8 protein-coding genes and 1 pseudogene are annotated in these 17,176 nt (G+C 70.2%); 4 read left to right on the top strand and 5 right to left on the bottom strand.

Annotated features, from left to right (window positions below; translation table 11 throughout):
• The first annotated feature begins 8 nt into the window (after window positions 1–8).
• Entirely contained in the window at window positions 9–1,211 is a 1,203-nt protein-coding gene (locus ABII15_RS05800) for an MFS transporter (RefSeq protein ID WP_353941192.1), read from the top strand.
• Here the strand turns inward: ABII15_RS05800 and ABII15_RS05795 are convergent.
• On the bottom strand, window positions 1,174–1,887 hold the full coding sequence (locus ABII15_RS05795; protein WP_353941191.1) for a TVP38/TMEM64 family protein: 714 nt from the start codon (window positions 1,885–1,887) through the stop codon (window positions 1,174–1,176). The genes ABII15_RS05800 and ABII15_RS05795 overlap by 38 nt on opposite strands.
• A 107-nt stretch (window positions 1,888–1,994) precedes the next feature.
• Between ABII15_RS05795 and ABII15_RS05790 the strand changes: the two genes are divergently transcribed.
• Both ABII15_RS05790 and ABII15_RS05785 read left to right on the top strand, forming a co-directional pair.
• Entirely contained in the window at window positions 1,995–2,702 is a 708-nt protein-coding gene (locus ABII15_RS05790) for a DNA alkylation repair protein (protein WP_353941190.1), read from the top strand.
• Between the two features lie 304 nt (window positions 2,703–3,006).
• Window positions 3,007–3,672 (top strand): annotated as a pseudogene (locus ABII15_RS05785) (GTP-binding protein); the annotation flags it as partial.
• Between the two features lie 270 nt (window positions 3,673–3,942).
• Here the strand turns inward: ABII15_RS05785 and tuf are convergent.
• A complete protein-coding gene (gene tuf / locus ABII15_RS05780) occupies window positions 3,943–5,115 on the bottom strand; it encodes an elongation factor Tu (protein ID WP_353941189.1) in 1,173 nt (390 codons plus the stop codon).
• 482 nt (window positions 5,116–5,597) lie between these two features.
• Here tuf and ABII15_RS05775 point away from each other — a divergent pair, with 482 nt between their 5' ends.
• The gene (locus ABII15_RS05775) at window positions 5,598–5,924 is read left to right on the top strand and encodes a hypothetical protein (protein WP_353941188.1); all 327 of its coding nucleotides are present in this window, start codon (window positions 5,598–5,600) and stop codon (window positions 5,922–5,924) included.
• A gap of 97 nt (window positions 5,925–6,021) precedes the next feature.
• On the opposite strand, the gene ABII15_RS05770 is transcribed toward ABII15_RS05775, so the two are convergent.
• From ABII15_RS05770 to ABII15_RS05760, 3 genes are read right to left on the bottom strand one after another with little or no spacing between them, the layout of a single operon-like run.
• On the bottom strand, window positions 6,022–7,626 hold the full coding sequence (locus ABII15_RS05770; RefSeq protein ID WP_353941187.1) for a CBS domain-containing protein: 1,605 nt from the start codon (window positions 7,624–7,626) through the stop codon (window positions 6,022–6,024).
• A gap of 11 nt (window positions 7,627–7,637) precedes the next feature.
• Complete coding sequence (locus ABII15_RS05765) at window positions 7,638–9,995, bottom strand: UvrD-helicase domain-containing protein (protein ID WP_353941186.1); 2,358 nt, start codon at window positions 9,993–9,995, stop codon at window positions 7,638–7,640.
• Window positions 9,992–17,161 (bottom strand): DEAD/DEAH box helicase, encoded by a 7,170-nt coding sequence (locus ABII15_RS05760; protein ID WP_353941185.1) that lies wholly within the window; start codon window positions 17,159–17,161, stop codon window positions 9,992–9,994. The genes ABII15_RS05765 and ABII15_RS05760 overlap by 4 nt, the downstream gene beginning before the upstream one ends.
• Between the last annotated feature and the right edge of the window lie 15 nt (window positions 17,162–17,176).

Below are 17,176 nucleotides of genomic sequence, written 5' to 3'. Positions count from 1 at the left end.
CTCCGTGCATGCGTACCTACCGTGACCTGTTCGCCGCCCCCGAGTTCACGCCGCTCTTCGCCGCCTGCTCGCTCCAGACCGCCGCCCAGACCGTCGGCGGGCTCGCCCTCGGCTCGCTCGTCTACGCCTCGACGGGCTCACCGCTGCTCTCCGCGCTCGCCATGTTCGGACCCGCGCTCGCCCAGGTCGTCGGCGCGCTCACCCTGCTGTCGGCGGCGGACCGGCTGCCGCCGCGCGCGGTCCTCACCGGGCTCTGTCTCCTCCTCGGCCTGGCCACCCTGCTCCAGACCGTGCCGGGCCTGCCCACCGCCGCCGCGCTCACGCTCGTCGTCCTCCAGGGTGTTCCGGCGGCGCTCGGTGGTGGCGTTCGCTACGGCCTGCTCACCGAGCTCGCCGACAGCACAGACAAGGGCGGTTATCTGCTGGGCCGTTCCGTCCTCAACATGAGTTCGGGGATCTGCCAGATCACCGGCTACGCGCTCGGCGGCGTCCTGGTGCCGGCGCTGTCCGCGCGCGGCACGCTGCTGATCGCCGCCGGTCTGTACGTCCTGTCGGCGGCGGTCGCCCGCACCGGACTGAGCGCACGCCCTGCGCGGTCCGCGGGCCGCCCCTCCCTCCGCGAGACGGTGCGCGGCAACGCCCTCCTCTGGTCCTCGGTCCCGCGCCGATATGTGTACCTGGCGCTCTGGGTGCCCAACGGCCTGATCGTCGGCTGCGAGGCCCTCTTCGTCCCGTACGACTCCGCGCACGCCGGCCTGCTCCTCGCGAGCGCCGCGCTCGGCATGCTCGCCGGCGACTTCCTCACGGGCCGCTTCCTGCCCGCGCGCCTGCGGGGCCGCCTCGGCGCGCCGCTCCGGCTGCTGCTCGCCGTCCCCTATCTGGTGTTCGGGGCGCGCCCGTCGCTGCCCGTGGCGCTGGCCGCGGTGGCCGTCGCCTCCGTCGGCTTCTCCGCGGGCCTGCTCCTCCAGGAACGCCTGGTGGCACTCACCCCGGACGAACTCGGCGGGCACGCCCTGGGGTTGCACACGGCCGGGATGTTGACGATGCAGGGGGTGGGGGCCCTGACGGCGGGCGGGCTCGCGCAGCTCACCTCCCCGGCCGCGGCGATGGTGGTGCTCGCGGTGCTGTCGGTGGCGGTGACGCTGGTGCTCGGCCCCGGGCTGCGCGCCCCGGTCAGTGCTCGCGCGGAGGACTCCACTTGTGCCGCTTGAACCAGGCCACCAGGGCTCCCGCGAGGCCGGTCACCGCGATGAACCCCATCGCGATCAGGAACGCCGGGGAGGTGGGAGCGGAGGCGCGGGCGCCCGCCACCACGTAGGCCGCCGTGTTCGGGATCGAGCCGAGCGCGGTGGCCAGGAGGAACGGGGCCCAGCGCATCCGGGACACCGACGCGCAGTAGTTCGCCGCCCAGAACGGCACCCCGGGGAAGAGCCGGGCCGCCAGCATCGAGCGGAAGCCGTGCCGGCTCAGCTGGCCGTCCGCGGCCTTCAGCCAGCGGCCCCGCAGCAGCGGGCGCAGCGCGTCCTGGCCGAGGACCCGGCCCAGGCCGAAGGAGACACCGGCGCCGACGACCGTCCCGCCGAGCGCCCCGACCAGGCCGAGCTGGGAGCCGAACAGCGCGCCCGCGGCCAGATTGAGCAGGGGTCTCGGCACGAACGCCACCGTGCACAGGCCGTACGCCACGGTGAAGGCCACGACCGCGAACGCTCCGGTCAACTGGCGCGGCCAGCCGTCCTGGAGGAGCCGCTGCGGTTCGAAGAGCAGGACGCACGCGGCGGCCGCGGCCAGCAGCACCATCAGGAGCGACAGCCGTGACCAGGGGGAGAACAGCACCCTGGTGAAGCGTGCTGCGAGCCCGGCGGGACGGGCGGGGACGGTGTCGAGCATCCGGGGAGACTAGCCGACGCATACATAAGATCGCCGTAGGTTGTGTCTCACTTCTCCTACAAGTAACTCCGCGGGGAAGTCTCCCGCAGGGAAGGGCGAGGAAGAACGTGTCCGTCACTCCGCCGCCGCCCAGCGCCTGGGCCGACACCGTCCTCGACCGGCTGACCACCGTCTACCCGGCCGCCGCCGACCCCGAGCGGGCCGCGCGGATGCGGGCCTACATGAAGGACGTCGCCCCTTTCCTCGGGCTGCCCTCACCCGAGCGGCGGGAGCTGTCCCGCACCGTCCTCCAGGGCACCCCGCGCCCCGACGAGACCGCCCTCACCGCTCTCGCGCTGCGCTGCTGGGCACTGCCCGAGCGCGAGTACGCGTACTTCGCCGTCGACTGCCTGCGCCGCCACGGCCGCCTGCTGTCGTCCGGCTTCCTCCCGGTCGCCCGGCAACTGATCACCACCGTCCCCTGGTGGGACACCGTCGACCATCTCGCCGCCCATGTGGTGGGCGGCCTCGTCGCCGCCGACCCGAAGCTGACGGCCGCGATGGACACGTGGATCGAGGACGACGACCTGTGGGTGGCCAGGACCGCCCTGCTCCACCAGCTCCGCTTCAAGGAAGCGACGGACACGGAGCGGCTGTTCACCTACTGCCTCCGCCAGGCCGGGCACCCGGACTTCTTCATCCGCAAGGCGATCGGCTGGGCGCTGCGCGAGTACGCCAAGACCGACCCGGACGCCGTACGGGCCTTCGTCGCCGCCCACCGGGACCGGCTCGCGCCGCTGTCGGTGCGGGAAGCGCTGAAGAACGTAGGACCGTGACCGGCTGAGTGACTTCCCCGCCCCGCGCGGAAAATCGTTCGACGTGCGGCGACACGTCGGACATCATCTGCTTCATGTTCCGGCACGCCTTCCTCGCAGCTCCGTCCGCAGTCGCGGACGCTGCTCAGGCTGCCCTCGTCCTCGCGGCAACGCTCGCAGCAGCAGCCGCTGACGGCGCGCGACGCTGACCCTCTCCGGACATTCCGGCGGACCCCGCAGGGGGAGGGTCGGTCCGGCTCAGGGGTCCCCGCCTCCCACAGGAGGCCACCACTTTTTCCGAAGTTCCGGAAGGGACCACTCAGCCATGCCCAAGACGGCATACGTGCGCACCAAGCCGCACCTGAACATCGGCACCATGGGCCACGTCGACCACGGCAAGACCACCCTGACCGCCGCCATCACCAAGGTCCTCGCCGAGCGTGGCGGGGGCACGTTCGTCCCGTTCGACCGCATCGACAAGGCGCCCGAGGAGGCGCTGCGCGGCATCACCATCAACATCGCGCACGTCGAGTACGAGACCGACACCCGCCACTACGCGCACGTGGACATGCCGGGCCACGCCGACTACGTGAAGAACATGGTCACCGGAGCCGCCCAGCTCGACGGGGCGATCCTCGTCGTCTCCGCGCTCGACGGGATCATGCCGCAGACCGCCGAGCACGTGCTGCTCGCCCGGCAGGTCGGCGTGGACCACATCGTCGTGGCGATCAACAAGGCGGACGCCGGTGACGAGGAGCTCACCGACCTCGTCGAGCTGGAGGTCCGCGAGCTGCTGTCCGCGCACGGCTACGGGGGAGACTCCGTACCGGTGGTGCGGGTGTCCGGACTGAAGGCCCTCGACGGTGACCCGCGGTGGACGGCGTCGATCGAGGCGCTGCTCGACGCTGTGGACACGTACGTGCCCATGCCGGAGCGGTACGTCGACGCGCCGTTCCTGCTGTCGGTCGAGAACGTCATGACCATCAGCGGGGCAGTGCGTTCAGGTGCATTTGCGTTTCAGATCCAGCCCGGGAGCGCACGGTGGGCCCCGATGACGCGCCGCTCGCGGATGTGCGGTGTCGTACATCGGGCGGCCCCCAGCATCCGTGTATCCGCCCGACCTTGACGCTCAAGGCCTGCCCCTCCGGGGTGGGCCTTTCGCGTTGTCCAAGGGCCGTCGGCTTGTGCTGTGGCACGTTGCGGAGGTGCTCGGTCCGCGTACGGGCGAAGCGTTACGCGGACCGAGCAGATGTACCTGTGCCTAACCGATGACCTCGGTCACCGTGCCGGCGCCGACGGTGCGCCCGCCTTCGCGGATCGCGAAGCCGAGGCCCGGCTGCAGGGGCACATCTCGGCCGAGCTCCACCGTCATGGTGACGGTGTCGCCGGGCCGGGCGACGGCGAGCTCACCGAGGTCGATGTCGCCGACCACGTCCGCGGTGCGGATGTAGAACTGCGGTCGGTAGCCGGATCCGATCGGAGTCGTCCGGCCACCCTCCTTGGCCGACAGGACATACACGTGCGCGCTGAACCGCCGCGCGGACGTAACGCTGCCAGGCGCGGCGACGACGTACCCGCGGCGGACTGCATCGCGCGGGACCCCGCGCAGTAGCAGCGCTACGTTGTCGCCGGCCTGGGCGCTGTCCATCGGCTTCCCGAAGGTCTCCAGACCGGTCACCACCGTCTCGATCTCCGCGCCCAGGACCTCGACGCGGTCGCCGACCTCGATGGTGCCGCGCTCCACGGCGCCGGTGACAACAGTGCCGCGACCCGTGATCGTGAGGGCGTTCTCCACCGACAGCAGGAACGGCGCGTCGACGTACCGCTCCGGCATGGGCACGTACGTGTCCACAGCGTCGAGCAGCGCCTCGATCGACGCCGTCCAGCGCGGGTCACCGTCGAGGGCCTTCAGTCCGGACACCCGCACCACCGGTACGGAGTCTCCCCCGTAGCCGTGCGCGGACAGCAGTTCGCGGACCTCCAGCTCGACGAGGTCGGTGAGCTCCTCGTCACCGGCGTCCGCCTTGTTGATCGCCACGACGATGTGGTCCACGCCGACCTGCCGGGCGAGCAGCACGTGCTCGGCGGTCTGCGGCATGATCCCGTCGAGCGCGGAGACGACGAGGATCGCCCCGTCGAGCTGGGCGGCGCCGGTGACCATGTTCTTCACGTAGTCGGCGTGGCCCGGCATGTCCACGTGCGCGTAGTGGCGGGTGTCGGTCTCGTACTCGACGTGCGCGATGTTGATGGTGATGCCGCGCAGCGCCTCCTCGGGCGCCTTGTCGATGCGGTCGAACGGGACGAACGTGCCCCCGCCACGCTCGGCGAGGACCTTGGTGATGGCGGCGGTCAGGGTGGTCTTGCCGTGGTCGACGTGGCCCATGGTGCCGATGTTCAGGTGCGGCTTGGTGCGCACGTATGCCGTCTTGGGCATGGCTGAGTGGTCCCTTCCGGAACTTCGGAAAAAGTGGTGGCCTCCTGTGGGAGGCGGGGACCCCTGAGCCGGACCGACCCTCCCCCTGCGGGGTCCGCCGGAATGTCCGGAGAGGGTCAGCGTCGCGCGCCGTCAGCGGCTGCTGCTGCGAGCGTTGCCGCGAGGACGAGGGCAGCCTGAGCAGCGTCCGCGACTGCGGACGGAGCTGCGAGGAAGGCGTGCCGGAACATGCAGCAGATCATCGCCGACGCCGCCGCGTGCGTCGAATGGTTTTCCGCACCCGATACGGCAGTTGAGGCCTGGACCCGCATGTGGGGTTAGGGAAGAGCTGAGTCTGCCCAGGACCTAGACGAGTTCACCAAGATGGTCCAGGTCAATCTGATCGGCACCCATGACGTGGTCCGCCAGGCGGCCTCCGGCATCTCGCGCAATGAACCGGACGGGGACGGACCGCGCGGCGCCATCGGGAGCCTCGCCAGCTCGTGGCCTTCGACGGCCAGACCGGCCAGGCGGCGTACGCGGCGTCCAAGGGCGGCGTCGCCGCCACGACGCTGCCTGGTGCCTGCGACCTGTCGGTCTTTGGCACCTGGCTCAACACGGTCGCGCCGACGCTCATCGACATCCCGATCTACGGAGACGGCGAGGGGGCCGAGGAGTTCAATGCGTACCTGGGGAGGAGCGTCCTGTTCCCCAAGCGGCTCGGTAGCTCCGACGAGATCGCCAGCATGGTCATGGAACGCGTGACCAACAGCTGTCTCGACGCGGAGGCCATCCGCGTCGGCGGAGGCATGCGGCTTCCGACGAAGTGACCTGATCGCATGTGTGGTTGTGGCGCTGATTCCGCGGTGCATGTACAGCGGCGACTGTCCGCCCGATGCCTCGCATCTCACTCCCCACAGCCGATGGTCAGGCCACAAGCTGAAGCAGTCGAAGGAGCTGCCGGGTGGCCTCGACTGCTTCGCGTTCGGCCTCCGGGGCGTCGACGTCCCAGTGGGCGACGCTGTCCCGGAACTTCTTCACGACGTCGAGACGCTCCAGAAAACTCTGTTGGTCGAAGGGCCAGTTGAGGTGGCTCCACAGGGCCGGTTCCTGTAGGACGTACCGGTACTCGCCCAGCGTGATCCGTCCCTTCTTCTGCAGAAGGTTCTGCGTGCGGGCGGGGAGGTCGTCCTGCTTGAAGCGGTTGAGTGTGCGGCGCAGGCGGAGTTCCACCTCCTCCAGGAGGGTGAATGGCTCGATGCGGAGCTTGAGCTGGTCGGCGATGTCAGAGGCGGTGAGTACGCCGGTGACGAGGTGATCTCCGTCGACGATGACCAGAAAGCCATGTCGGCGCAGGTCCTGGATGCGGGAGAAGAGTTCCTCCGTTTCACGGGCGGTCGGGGCGTTGCGGTCGGTGACCTCGGCAACAGTGTTGCCCCTGCCGGTCAGTTTGGCCCGGGCTATGGACTGCCAGGTGACAACGCCTTGGGTCCGGCCGTTGCGGTCCACGACGGGAAGCTGCGAGAAGTCGGACTCGACCATGTGGGAGTACGCGAGGCCGAGTTCACCGTCGATGGGGATCGTGGTGACGTCGCGGGCGAAGGGCAGTGTGCCGATCCGCCAGCCGAGGTCCTGGTCGGCGGGCGTCTTCTTGAACGGGTCACCGGAGGACGACTGACCACTGAGCGAGGCATCCAGTTCAGAGCTCTCGTCCGTTGTCCCGGTCTCGTCCGAGGCCGAGGAGACGGTGACGAGGTCGTCGAGGCGCACGGAGTTGAAGTGCGGTTCGACGGTCAGGTCGCGCGCGGCGAGTTCCTGATCGACCACCTCGGTGACACCCGAGGTGCGGCGGGACCAGCCCCACAAGGCGATCAGGTCGCGCGCGGTGAGCTGCCGGGTGCCGGCATTCGCCACGTCCGCTTCAAGAGCATCGGGGTCGGCCGGAGGTTCGATGCCGCCGGTGAATCCGGGATCGCGGCCTCCCTGGAGGAGTGCAGTGACGCGTTGGACGGCTTCGCGGCGGGTGAGCTCACTGATGGTGAGGAAGGAGCCCATGCTGTCGCGCAGATCGCCCTTGATCGCGGCGCGGTCGAGAGCGCGTACCCGCCAGTTCGCGGTTCGAACGTGACGGCTTCCCGCGGGCTGGTCGGCTCGGTATTCGTACGGCCCGGTGAGTTCGCCTATGGAGACGATCTGCTGGAACTTACGGGGCATGACGACGAGGTCCCCGATGTCCATCGTCAGGAAGCGCCACAGCTGGTGCTTCCAGTTCACCAGCGTCCTTGAAGCTGCGTCCGGATACGACTCCTCCAGTACGGTGCCTACATCGTCGATCGACTTGCAGGCAGACAGATCGCCAACTTCGTCCCAGCCGACGACGACGAGGCCCTGGTCGAGCGCCATGGCCTCTCGCTCCCCCTGGCTTCCACCGCGTATGGTCCATGCACGCACGATTGCGGCGTCCTCTCGGTGATCAATCAGTTGGCCGGAGCGCCGGGGCGCCGGGGCGTGGTGACAGCAGGCAGCGCGCACGCGCCGTCTGGCTATGCCGCCGACGAACTCGACGGCGATCCATCCCCCCGGAGCAGCGCGATCGCGCTGTGTGCGCTGTGCTCGACGTTGCGGGGAAGGAAGCGGCTGGGGCGTCCGTTCCAGGAGACGATGAGTTCGTCGCGAGCACGGGTCGCGGCGACGAAGAGGAGGGAGCGGGCGCGCTGTTCCTCCTGGCGGAAGCGGCCGGGATCGCTGAGGCGGTACGGCTCGATGCGCTGATGCGGGACCTGTCCTTCGGAGACGCCCACGATGAATACGCGCTGGAATTCCAAGCCTTTAAAGCGGTGCATGGTGCCGATCCGGACGCCCTTGGCGCCCTCAGGCACCCCGTCCTGCCCGATCTCCACCGGGGGAACCGGGTGTTCGGCTGTGCCCAGCGCGTAGGCGGCCTGCGAGGCCGCGGCGCCGTCGGGGACGGCCACGGCCATCGCCTCGTACGGGGTGCCGTACTTGTCGTGGCGCTCGAAGAGCAGGGCCGCGACGGCGCGCAGTTCGGTCTGCCAGTCGGGGGCGTGGTAGTAGGCGGGTGCGCGGCCGGTAAGGACGGAGCGGTAGCCGTCGAGGGTGTCGGTGCCGTTGTCGAGGTCGTCGAAGGGCTGGCCTTCAAGGAGCCCACCGGCGCTGCCGAGGATCTCGCGCGTGGTGCGGTAGCTGAGAGTGAGACGGCGGGACGCGCGTCCGGGGGTGCGGATGCCATAGTGGCTGAGGATGGAGCGGTGGGCGTAGATGCGCTGGTGGGCATCACCGACGAGGAAGATGTCGTCGGGGCCTTCAGGTACCAGGGCGCGGAGCATCCGCCAGTGCGAAGCAGAGAGGTCCTGCGCCTCGTCGATCACGATGTGCCGGAAGGGCAGGCGAGGCCCGAACCCGCCCATCAGGCTGGCCGCCTCGCGGTGGATCAGGTCGCGGCCGCCCTGTTCGTCCTTGTACTCCAGGTAGCGGTCGTAGGCGCGCTTGCGTTCGTCGGCGATGCGGGCCGCCTCACTCGCGACGAGGTCGAAGGTGATCCGGCGTGGGTGTGCGGCCAGGTGGGCGAGGTACGCCTCGACGAGCTTCCAGATGTCGCGCCGGTCCTTGACCGTGATCCGTTTGCGGCCCGGCCTGCTGATGGAGCGGTACTGCTCGTACCGGACGCATTGGCCCGCGACGATGACGTGACGGAACTCCTCGTCGAGGAAGTCCGCCTCGTAGTTGGTGAGTCCGGTCTCGGCGCGGACGGTGTGCCAGAGATGCATCGCGGCGTCGTCCGGCAAGGTGCGGCCGAGGTCGACGGAGGGTTCCTCGACGACGATGCGCCGGGCCAGGGCGTCGACGGACTCGATACGGACCCGATTCAAAAGGCCGTCCCCACCAAGCCTGCGAAGACGCTGACGGAGGTCTTCGGCCAGGCTGGTGTTGTACGTGGTGAGCAGGACGGGGCGGTCGTAGCCCGGCGGGAGCTGTTCGACGAGATGGCGTACCCGGTGTAGGGCGACCACAGTCTTCCCGGTGCCGGGGCCGCCGGTGACCTTGGCCGAGCCCTTGAAGCGAGTGGTGGCCAGACGCCGCTGCTCGGGGTGGAGGAAGAGCCGCCAAGCCTCGAAGGTGTTGCCCAGTGCATCGAGGACAGCGTCGTCCTCGGTGGAGACGAGGGCGGGGTGGTGTGCCACGCCGGCCCAGTCCTCGGGGTCGGCGTCGGGAAGGCGCCAGGCCTCGGTGATATCACGGCGGATCTCGTCGACCGGGGTGCATGAGGCAAGGGCGAGCAGAACGTCCCGCGTGAGCTCAGGGATGTTGCCGGTGAGGAGGGCATCCAGCTGCTGCCGCGACGTGATCTCACTGAGAGTGGGCAGCAGGGAGCGGCTGACGCCGAGGCCGGTGAGTTCGTCGTCGGTGTACTCGTCGAAGAGAGGCCTGGGCAGGGGGCTGACCGGGGCGGACGGATGTGCTTTTGGGTCCTCGATGGTGGGTTGCGGAGATGAGTTGCGGACAGGGAAGGCGAGGACGGTGTCCGAGGCGTGAGCCTGATCGATGACGTCCGGGAGCCCGGAGACCGGGTTGATCGTCACGGTCAGGCGGGACAGTTCCTCGTGCGCGCGCTCGCCTTCACGGACCGCGAGAACGGTGAACCGGGCTGTGTCCGTGAGGAGCAGGAGGACCGCGTGGTGTGGAGGTACCGAGGCCAGGAAAAGGTCGCCGTTGTGGCCCGCGGCGCGCAGTGGGGCCAGGCGCAGGGAGCGGTTTGCCGGGTCTTCGCGTAGGCGGCGTACGAAGTCGTTGACCTGGTTGGTGGCGTGGTGGCCGAGGTTCTGCAGGTCTCTCTGGACTTGCAGGTTGACGACCACTCGGGCGCCGTTTCGGTTTGTCATGCGTCCCCCTCCTGCCGGTGCGCCGCAGAGGCAAGGAGCAGCTCAGCCAACTCGTCCGTCGACCACTGGTCCACAGTGCGGACGTCCCATCCCTGCCGTGCGAACTGCGCCATGTCGTCCTCGTTCTCGGCGGCTGCCGGGAGGATGATGCCGATCTTGTGCTGGGGCCAGGCGACCTCGACCGCCATGGTCACGCCCGCTACGTCCCAGAGGACTTCGGCAACCGGCAGATTCGGGTGCCGTGTGACGTGATCGTGGATGAGCCGTTCCGTGAAGCGCAGTACGTCGGGGTCGCCATCGTCGAGCTCCTCTCGGATCGCCCTCCAGACGGCGAACTCTGCCGGAGTGAAATGGTCCGGCTCGTCGACTTTCTTCCGCTGGCCCTGGGGTTCCGGCGTGTGAGCCGGCGTCTTCTCCGGCAGCTGCTCCTCCGGCGCTTCCTCCACAACTGACAGCCCGTGACCGGCCTTCTCCTCGCAAAGTGCGGTGAGCAGCCCTGTCGCGGTGTCGGTGGTGAAGGCGAGGAGGGCGGCGTCGAAGTCGTCCATGGCGCTACGGGCCAGGGCAATGCCGTCGGCCCGGCCGCTGCCGGTGGGGTCGAGGAACTGGATGATGTTGCCCCAGTTCAACCAGGCCTTCCAGCGGCGCCGGTGGTCGGGACGGTCACCTCGTACCGCGTCTGGGCGGTCGTCGAGGACGGCGAGCGCGTGCCAGGTCTGCGGCCGGTCGGGACGTCGGTCGACGACGAGCAGCAGCGGCAGGCCGGAGCCGTCGTGGGCCTGGATCAGGTCCAGGCCCTGGCCGCTGGGACGCGGTGGGGCCTGGCCGCGCAGAACGGCTTCGATCCACGGCACGGCACCGGCTGCGTCGGCGGGGACGCGGAGCGGCTTGGGGTCCATCGCCAGGAGGCCGGTCAGCGCGCGTACGGACAGGTCGCGCCAGAGCGCCAGGTTGGGGTGACGCAGGTAGCCGAGGAGGGAGGGGATGGCTCCGGAGTAGAGGTAGGAGTCAAGGAGGTCGGCGGGGCCTCGCTTGGCAGCGGACCACTTGGCGCGGACCTTTCCGCCGGGTGACGTGTCCCCCTCGACGGGGTACGGCGGCCAGGCGGCATCTGCGGCCTTGCCGGCGATGACGGCGGCCAGGGCATCCGGCGCGGCGTCCGGCGCGGCACGACGGCCGGCCGGGGCTGCGGGAGCCTCGGCCAGTTGTTTCTCCCAGGCCATGACGTCGTCCCAGGTGATCTGCCAGACCAGAGTGCCGTCGGCGCGAAGGCGGGCGCGCTTGGCCGCGTCGGAGGCGATCCGGTTGGTGCGGGAGGAGGCATGCCAGCGGTACCCGTCGAGATAGACGGCCACCGGCAGCGGCGCCGCACCGGCTGTGGCTGTCGCGCCGACGACGGGCCTGAAAAGGAGGTCGGGCCGGGTCCGATAGCCAGTCAGGTCCTTCTGCGCGACAACTTCCCACTGCACGGCCTTGCCCTCGGCACCCAGGGCGAACTGCTTGCCCTGGCGTCCGGTGGGTGTGGTGGCGTGTGCGGCGCCGCCGTTGCCGGGGCGGGCGAGCCAGCGGTCGAGACACTCGATGAAGCGGCGTTCCAGGTCGCTCTCCGCCTGCTGCGCGAAGCGGTTGCGGTCGGCCGTACTGTCTCCCGCTTTACGGGTCGGCTGCCGGTCGATCTGCCAGCCACTGCGGCTGTCCGGCCCGAGGAGCCCCTCGAGCATCCAGAGGGCTTCCTGCCGGTCGAGGTTCTTGTACTCGCGCTGGGTCTGGGCGAAGGGCAGCAGACAGCGGTGGCAGGCACGGCGGCCGGGGGTGTTCTGGCAGGGGCAGGTCGCGAGGGCGCGCAGGGCGGCGGCGAGGACGGCACGGAAGTCCTCGCCGTCGTTGTCGACGAGCCGCTGGAGGTAGCCGGTGCCGCCGGGCAAGGCGTCGTAGAGGACGAGGTAGTGACGGGTGAGCTCGGTGTCACGGTCGGGCTCGGTGGCGGGAGTGGAGCGGATGTGCGCGGGGTCGCCGCCGTAGTGCTTGGCCAGGCCCAAGTGGAGCGCTGCAGAGAAGGAAGCGAGCCGCTCTGGGACGCGTAGGGTCGCGGCGGGCAGCAGAATGCGAAGGGCTTCCGTGCGGTGCTCGGCAGCGGTGAGGACGCGGGTGAGGTCGCGCGGAGCCGTGCGCCGGTCGCGGCGGCGGACCGCGCACCACGGGAAGTGGTGGGCGTGTTCGGGTGAGTTGAGGGCGGACTCGGAGAGTTCTTCCTGGACGGGGGCGTGCCCAGGCTCTCGTTCGGTGGCTCCTCCGCACAGCGGGCACAGCACGAAACCGGTGACGGTCGGAGTCTCGGTGCCCGCGAAGAAGGTCTCGGCGCGGCGGCCGGGGCGGGCGCGGCCGAGGTTGAAGCGGCGGATGACGGCCTCGCGGACGTGGTCGACGCCAAAGGTGGCGCGGGTGTGGCGCCAGCTCTCCTTGACCGATTCGGGAGCGATGTCGACGGCGGTGACGATGGTGTAGTTGATCTGGGTGCGGGTGTCGCGGTCGTCGATGATGCGGGCGTCGTCGCGCTTGTCCCGGGAGAGGACCTTGCGGGGCACGACCACGGTGTACAGGGCGCTGCGCCCGCCGATGGAGGTGCTGGCGCAGCGCGGGCAGGGCCGGGTGTTCTGCTCGGCGTCGTCTCCGGTGCGGACGTACCCGCACTCCCCGCACACCCTCCAGGTGTGGAGCACGCTGGGCGAAGGGTCCTTGCCGTCGTCGCGGCTCTGGGCGAGCTCGAGGTCGAAGCCGTCGATACGGTGCCGGTAGCCGCGCACGTAGTACGAGTTACCGGGGGCGAGTTCGCCCAGGGCGGCAGTCGCGGGACGGTCGTAGACGCGTACTTCAGGGCGCTGCCACTGGGGCGCGGCCTGGCCCTTTTCGCCGCCTCGGGCGCGGGCGGGCGGGCGTTTGTGGTTGAGGGTGGCTTCGAGGCGGACACCGTCCTCGACAAGGCTGTAGTTGGGCAGCAGCCCCTGTTCGACGAGGAAGGTCTGGGCGCTGGTGTTGGACATGTCCTGGAGCCGGTCGCCGACGGCGGCAGCCTCCCGGCCCAGGGCCTTCTTCTCGCGCGCCTCGTCCTCGATGTTGTCGTGCAGCGCTTCGGCGGCCTCGTTGATCTGCCTGCGCCGGGTCTGGAGACTCTCGTGCTCCGCCCACCAGGCGGCCTCTGCCTCGGCCAGTGCCTTCGCCAGGCCGGTCCGCGCGTATTCGAGCAGCGCGGCCCGGGCGTCGTCGGACACCCCGGAGTCGCGTACGCCTTCGATCCGGGGAAAGAGGGCGAGGAACTGCTCGGCGAGGTCGGTGCGGCCGGAGGTGGCTTTGATCATCGCCTTGGTCCAGCTGCCGTGTCCGAAGAGCTGCCCGGCCCGGTCCCGCAGCGGCGGCACGTCGTGGAGTCGGCCGCGCGCGGCCAGGTCGATGAGGTACGCCGTGTACTGGCGGCGCAGCAGTTCACCGGCGGACAGGAAGCAGCCGGGCGGATTGACCGGGCCGTCGATGAGATAGCGCGGCTCGGACAGGTGGTACAGGGCGCGGGGGCTGCTGTCGGCGAGGGACACCATGAACGCGTTACCGGTGGCACGACCCGCCCGCCCGACGCGCTGCACGTACGAGGCGGTCGTGGACGGCAGGGAGGCGAGGATCACGGCCTCCAACTGGCCGATGTCGATGCCGAGTTCGAGGGTTGGGGTACAGGAGAGCACATTGGGGTCGGTATGCAGGGTGCCGCGCCGAAAGCCCTTCTCGACGGCTTCGCGTTCCTTGCGCTTCAGGACGCCGGTGTGTTCGGCGGCGACCACGTTGTACGGGCCCGACTCCCGGTACAGGCGCCGGTAGTAGTCGTAGCGGTAGTCGCGCTTGGCGCGCCCGGTGGCCGTCGCGGAGGGCACGGTCAGCAGCCCGTCGCACTGCTTGAGTGGGCAGCGCAGTCCTTCCCATACACGGGTGCGTTCGGGGGGGACGGTCTGGGTCCAGCCGCAGTCCGGGCAGGTGACGGCGGAGTGCAGGGTCTCGGTGTCGTCCAGCGGGCGGACGCGGATGTGCCCGGCGGTCAGGCCGTAGACGCCGGGGCCACGTTGCCTGCCACGTTTGGCTTCGCCGGTGGGTCGGTGGGCAAGGACTCCGACCTCGGGGTCGGCGAGGCGGGGCAGGAGGGCTGCGACGAACGCGGCGGCTGAGGCGCGGTCCAGGCCGCCGAGGCAGCGCTGGGTGTAGTCGGTGAACCAGCCCTCAGCGGAGTCCGCCCGCTCGAAGTCGGTACGTCCGGTGCGGGCGCCGACCAGGACGAACGCCGGGGCCTGGCTGCCCCAGGGGAAGGCGGGCATGCCTTCCGCTCGCCTGCCGGTGAGCAGGTAGCGGTTGCGGCCTTCGTCGTCGATGAAGGAGTCGAGCCAGGTGTGGTGAATGCCGCCGCCGGCCCGGATGTGTTCGAGGAGGACTCGTACGTATCCCTCGAAGCGGCGCAGTCGCTCCGGTCCGGCCTCGGGCAGCTGGCCCTGCGCCGCCCGGATGGGCCCGTCGCCGTCGGCTTGCTCGTCGTCCGGTGCCGCGTCAGCGGTGGGCAGCATCATGTTCAACTGCTGCTCGTACAGCGCCTCGGCGGTGCGGGCCGCCCACTCGGGATCGGGTACGTGCACCTCGGCGGCGACGGTGCGGGTGAGTTCGAGGGTGCGGCCCCAGCGGGAGCTCAGGCCGAACTCCATGAGGGTGTTGAAGGCCAGCCGCTCCCCGACCAGCGACCAGGCCGGCCCGCCGGCCCGCTTAGCCCCGGCGAGCAGCTTCTTCACCCGGTCCACGTCGTGCATGTCCGGCGGCACGACCGAGGAGAGCAGCTTCTTCTTCCCCTCCTTCTCCTCGTCGTCGGCGGCCCGTACCACCAGGTCGGCGATCAACTCGTTGAGCTGGACGCCGTCCCTGCGTTCCTGTTCGTTCCGCGCGGCCCGGTCACGGAGCTGCTCGAAAAGCAGAGAGCGCAGCGAGAATTTCCAGGCGCGGCTGGCGACGAATCCGGCCAGGTGGGCGGCGTCCTGCACCGAGTCGTTGAAGATCAGCGTACGGCGATGGTCGCGGCCCGTGGCGTCTTTGGCGGGTAGCTCGCCACCGGTGAACAGCTGCGTCACCGCCACCGAGGTCAGCGGCGCGATTCCGGCACCGAGGAATCGGATGCCCTGGTTCTGTCCGCAGGCCGGGCAGCGGTCCTGGCGGGCGTATTCGTCCTGCTCCTTGTTGTTGATCCAGGCGGTGACATAGACGCCGTTCTCCGGCGCCTCGGCGATCTTGCCGCCGTCGAGGAGCACCTCGTCCGGGTCGAGTGGGCGTAGCTTGCGCCCGTTGTCCTCCAATACCATCACGGTTGCCTGGCCGCCGGTGCCGCGGCGTCCGCGCCGGATGCGTTGTTCGGCCTGGAGCCGGGCCTGTTCGGCGGCCTCGGCGGGGGTGGCCGCGATCAGCGCCCGCACCCGGCCCTTGGCCGCGCCGCCGGAGGCGCTGCGCCGGTAGATCTCGTCGGGAGCGTGCTCCAGCTGCTCCGGGTTCCGCTCGGGGCAGACCGCCGCCCAGCCGGAGCGTCCGCAGTGTCGGCAGTATGCGGCCGGGAGTCGGCCCGTCCGCTGTACGTTGCGTCGCCGCTCGGTTTGCGCGGCCACAGCCGTGCTCGCCATGCCCGAGGCGGTAGTCCCGGAAATCGTGGAGAGTGCGGCCTGGTCGTCGTCGGTCCAGGAGAAGGCCGGGTTTGGTGCGGTGAACCGCAGGACGCGGGAGAGGGACCGTACCCATAGGTGCGTCTCGATGAGCAGGAGCGGCCGCTCCTCGCCCGGGGGCGTGCGCGGGTCACGGGCCGTCGAGAGCAGTGCCGCGAAACGGGCGAGTGCGTTCTCCGCCACGGCCGGATCGGCGAGGGCGAGCCGCCACGCGGACGTCGGCTCGAATGTGCCCAGCGCTTCCAGCGCCGACACCGGGCTGTGCACGTCCGCCCTCAACAGGGCGTGCGTGAGCGGATGCGCGAGCAGCCGTTGTCCCAGCTCGCGTGGATCGCAGTCCGCGCTCCCGACGACCGCCCGTGCGGTCTGGGCGAGTGCGCCCTTCTCCCGTGCGGGATCAGGGAGTTCGGCCAGCTTGGCGGGAGTGGGGACGGGCAGCGTGGGGTCGAGCGGGGCCAGGAAGGAATCCAGCGGGAGCCGGTCCTCGCTGACCACCGCGTCGTCCGGGAACCGCACCCCAAACACCTGCGAGGCCACGTCCAGCATCGGACGCGGACCGGCCCCGGCCTCGCCCTGAGCCGCCTCCCCACCGACCGCGCCGCCGGCCGACCCGAGGGTCGCGGACGTCGCCACCGGGCAGATCCGGCCGAGCGGACGCCCCGGCTCGTCAGCGCCGACCGCGACAGCCAGACGCCGCAGCAGCATGGCAACGTCGGTGCCCTGTGCGCCGTCGTACGTGTGGAACTCGTCGATGACCACGTACCGGAGATCCGCGTCCCGCCACAGCGAGGCGTCCTGCTGACGCTGGATCAGCAGGTCCAGCATCTTGTAGTTCGTGATCAGGATGTCCGGAGGATTACGGCGCATCTCCGCGCGGTCCACCATCACCCGCCCGTACGGCGCCTCGGCCCCCGACGCGGACGCCTCACCGATGTACAGCCCAGCCGTCACCCCGGCTCCGAAGAGCCGGTCGTCCTTCAGGAGTTCACCGAGGCGGGACGCCTGGTCGCCTGCCAGGGCGTTCATCGGGTACAGCAGTACGGCCTTCACGCCGTGCCGGCCAGCGGCCTTCTCACGGCGACAGTGATCCAGTACGGGGATGAGGAACGACTCCGTTTTACCGGATCCGGTACCGGTGGTGACCAGCGTCGGCAGCGGTGTCCGGCCCTCCTTGGAGGACAGCCGTGCGAACGCCTCGGCCTGGTGGGCATACGGCGTGCGGCCTTCCTCGTACCAGTCCAGGTACTGCTCCCAGCCGGAAGCAGCGGGCCGGAAGGGCCGCCGGATACGGAGGTAAGGGCCCCGGAAGATGCCGTCGGCCGGGTCGGTGAGGAAGTCGGTCAGCGCGTCCTGGGTGTCGGGCTCGGCCAGCGCGAACGTGGTCGTCAGGTACTCGACCGTGGTGTTGCGCAACTGCTGCGCGGCGAGGGTGGGTCTCATGACGCGCCGTGGCCC

The organism is Streptomyces sp. HUAS MG91 (assembly GCF_040529335.1).
GTDB classification, from domain to species: Bacteria; Actinomycetota; Actinomycetes; order Streptomycetales; family Streptomycetaceae; genus Streptomyces; species Streptomyces tabacisoli.
This window is presented reverse-complemented; position numbering and strand designations above follow the sequence as displayed.

What these genes read in the sequence shown, in the direction of transcription:
- ABII15_RS05795 (WP_353941191.1), bottom strand. Translation starts at nt 1,887, where the DNA reads ATGCTCGACACCGTCCCCGCCCGTCCCGCCGGGCTCGCAGCACGCTTC.
- ABII15_RS05760 (WP_353941185.1), bottom strand. Translation starts at nt 17,161, where the DNA reads ATGAGACCCACCCTCGCCGCGCAGCAGTTGCGCAACACCACGGTCGAG.
- ABII15_RS05765 (WP_353941186.1), bottom strand. Translation starts at nt 9,995, where the DNA reads ATGACAAACCGAAACGGCGCCCGAGTGGTCGTCAACCTGCAAGTCCAG.
- ABII15_RS05800 (WP_353941192.1), top strand. Translation starts at nt 9, where the DNA reads ATGCGTACCTACCGTGACCTGTTCGCCGCCCCCGAGTTCACGCCGCTC.
- tuf (WP_353941189.1), bottom strand. Translation starts at nt 5,115, where the DNA reads ATGCCCAAGACGGCATACGTGCGCACCAAGCCGCACCTGAACATCGGC.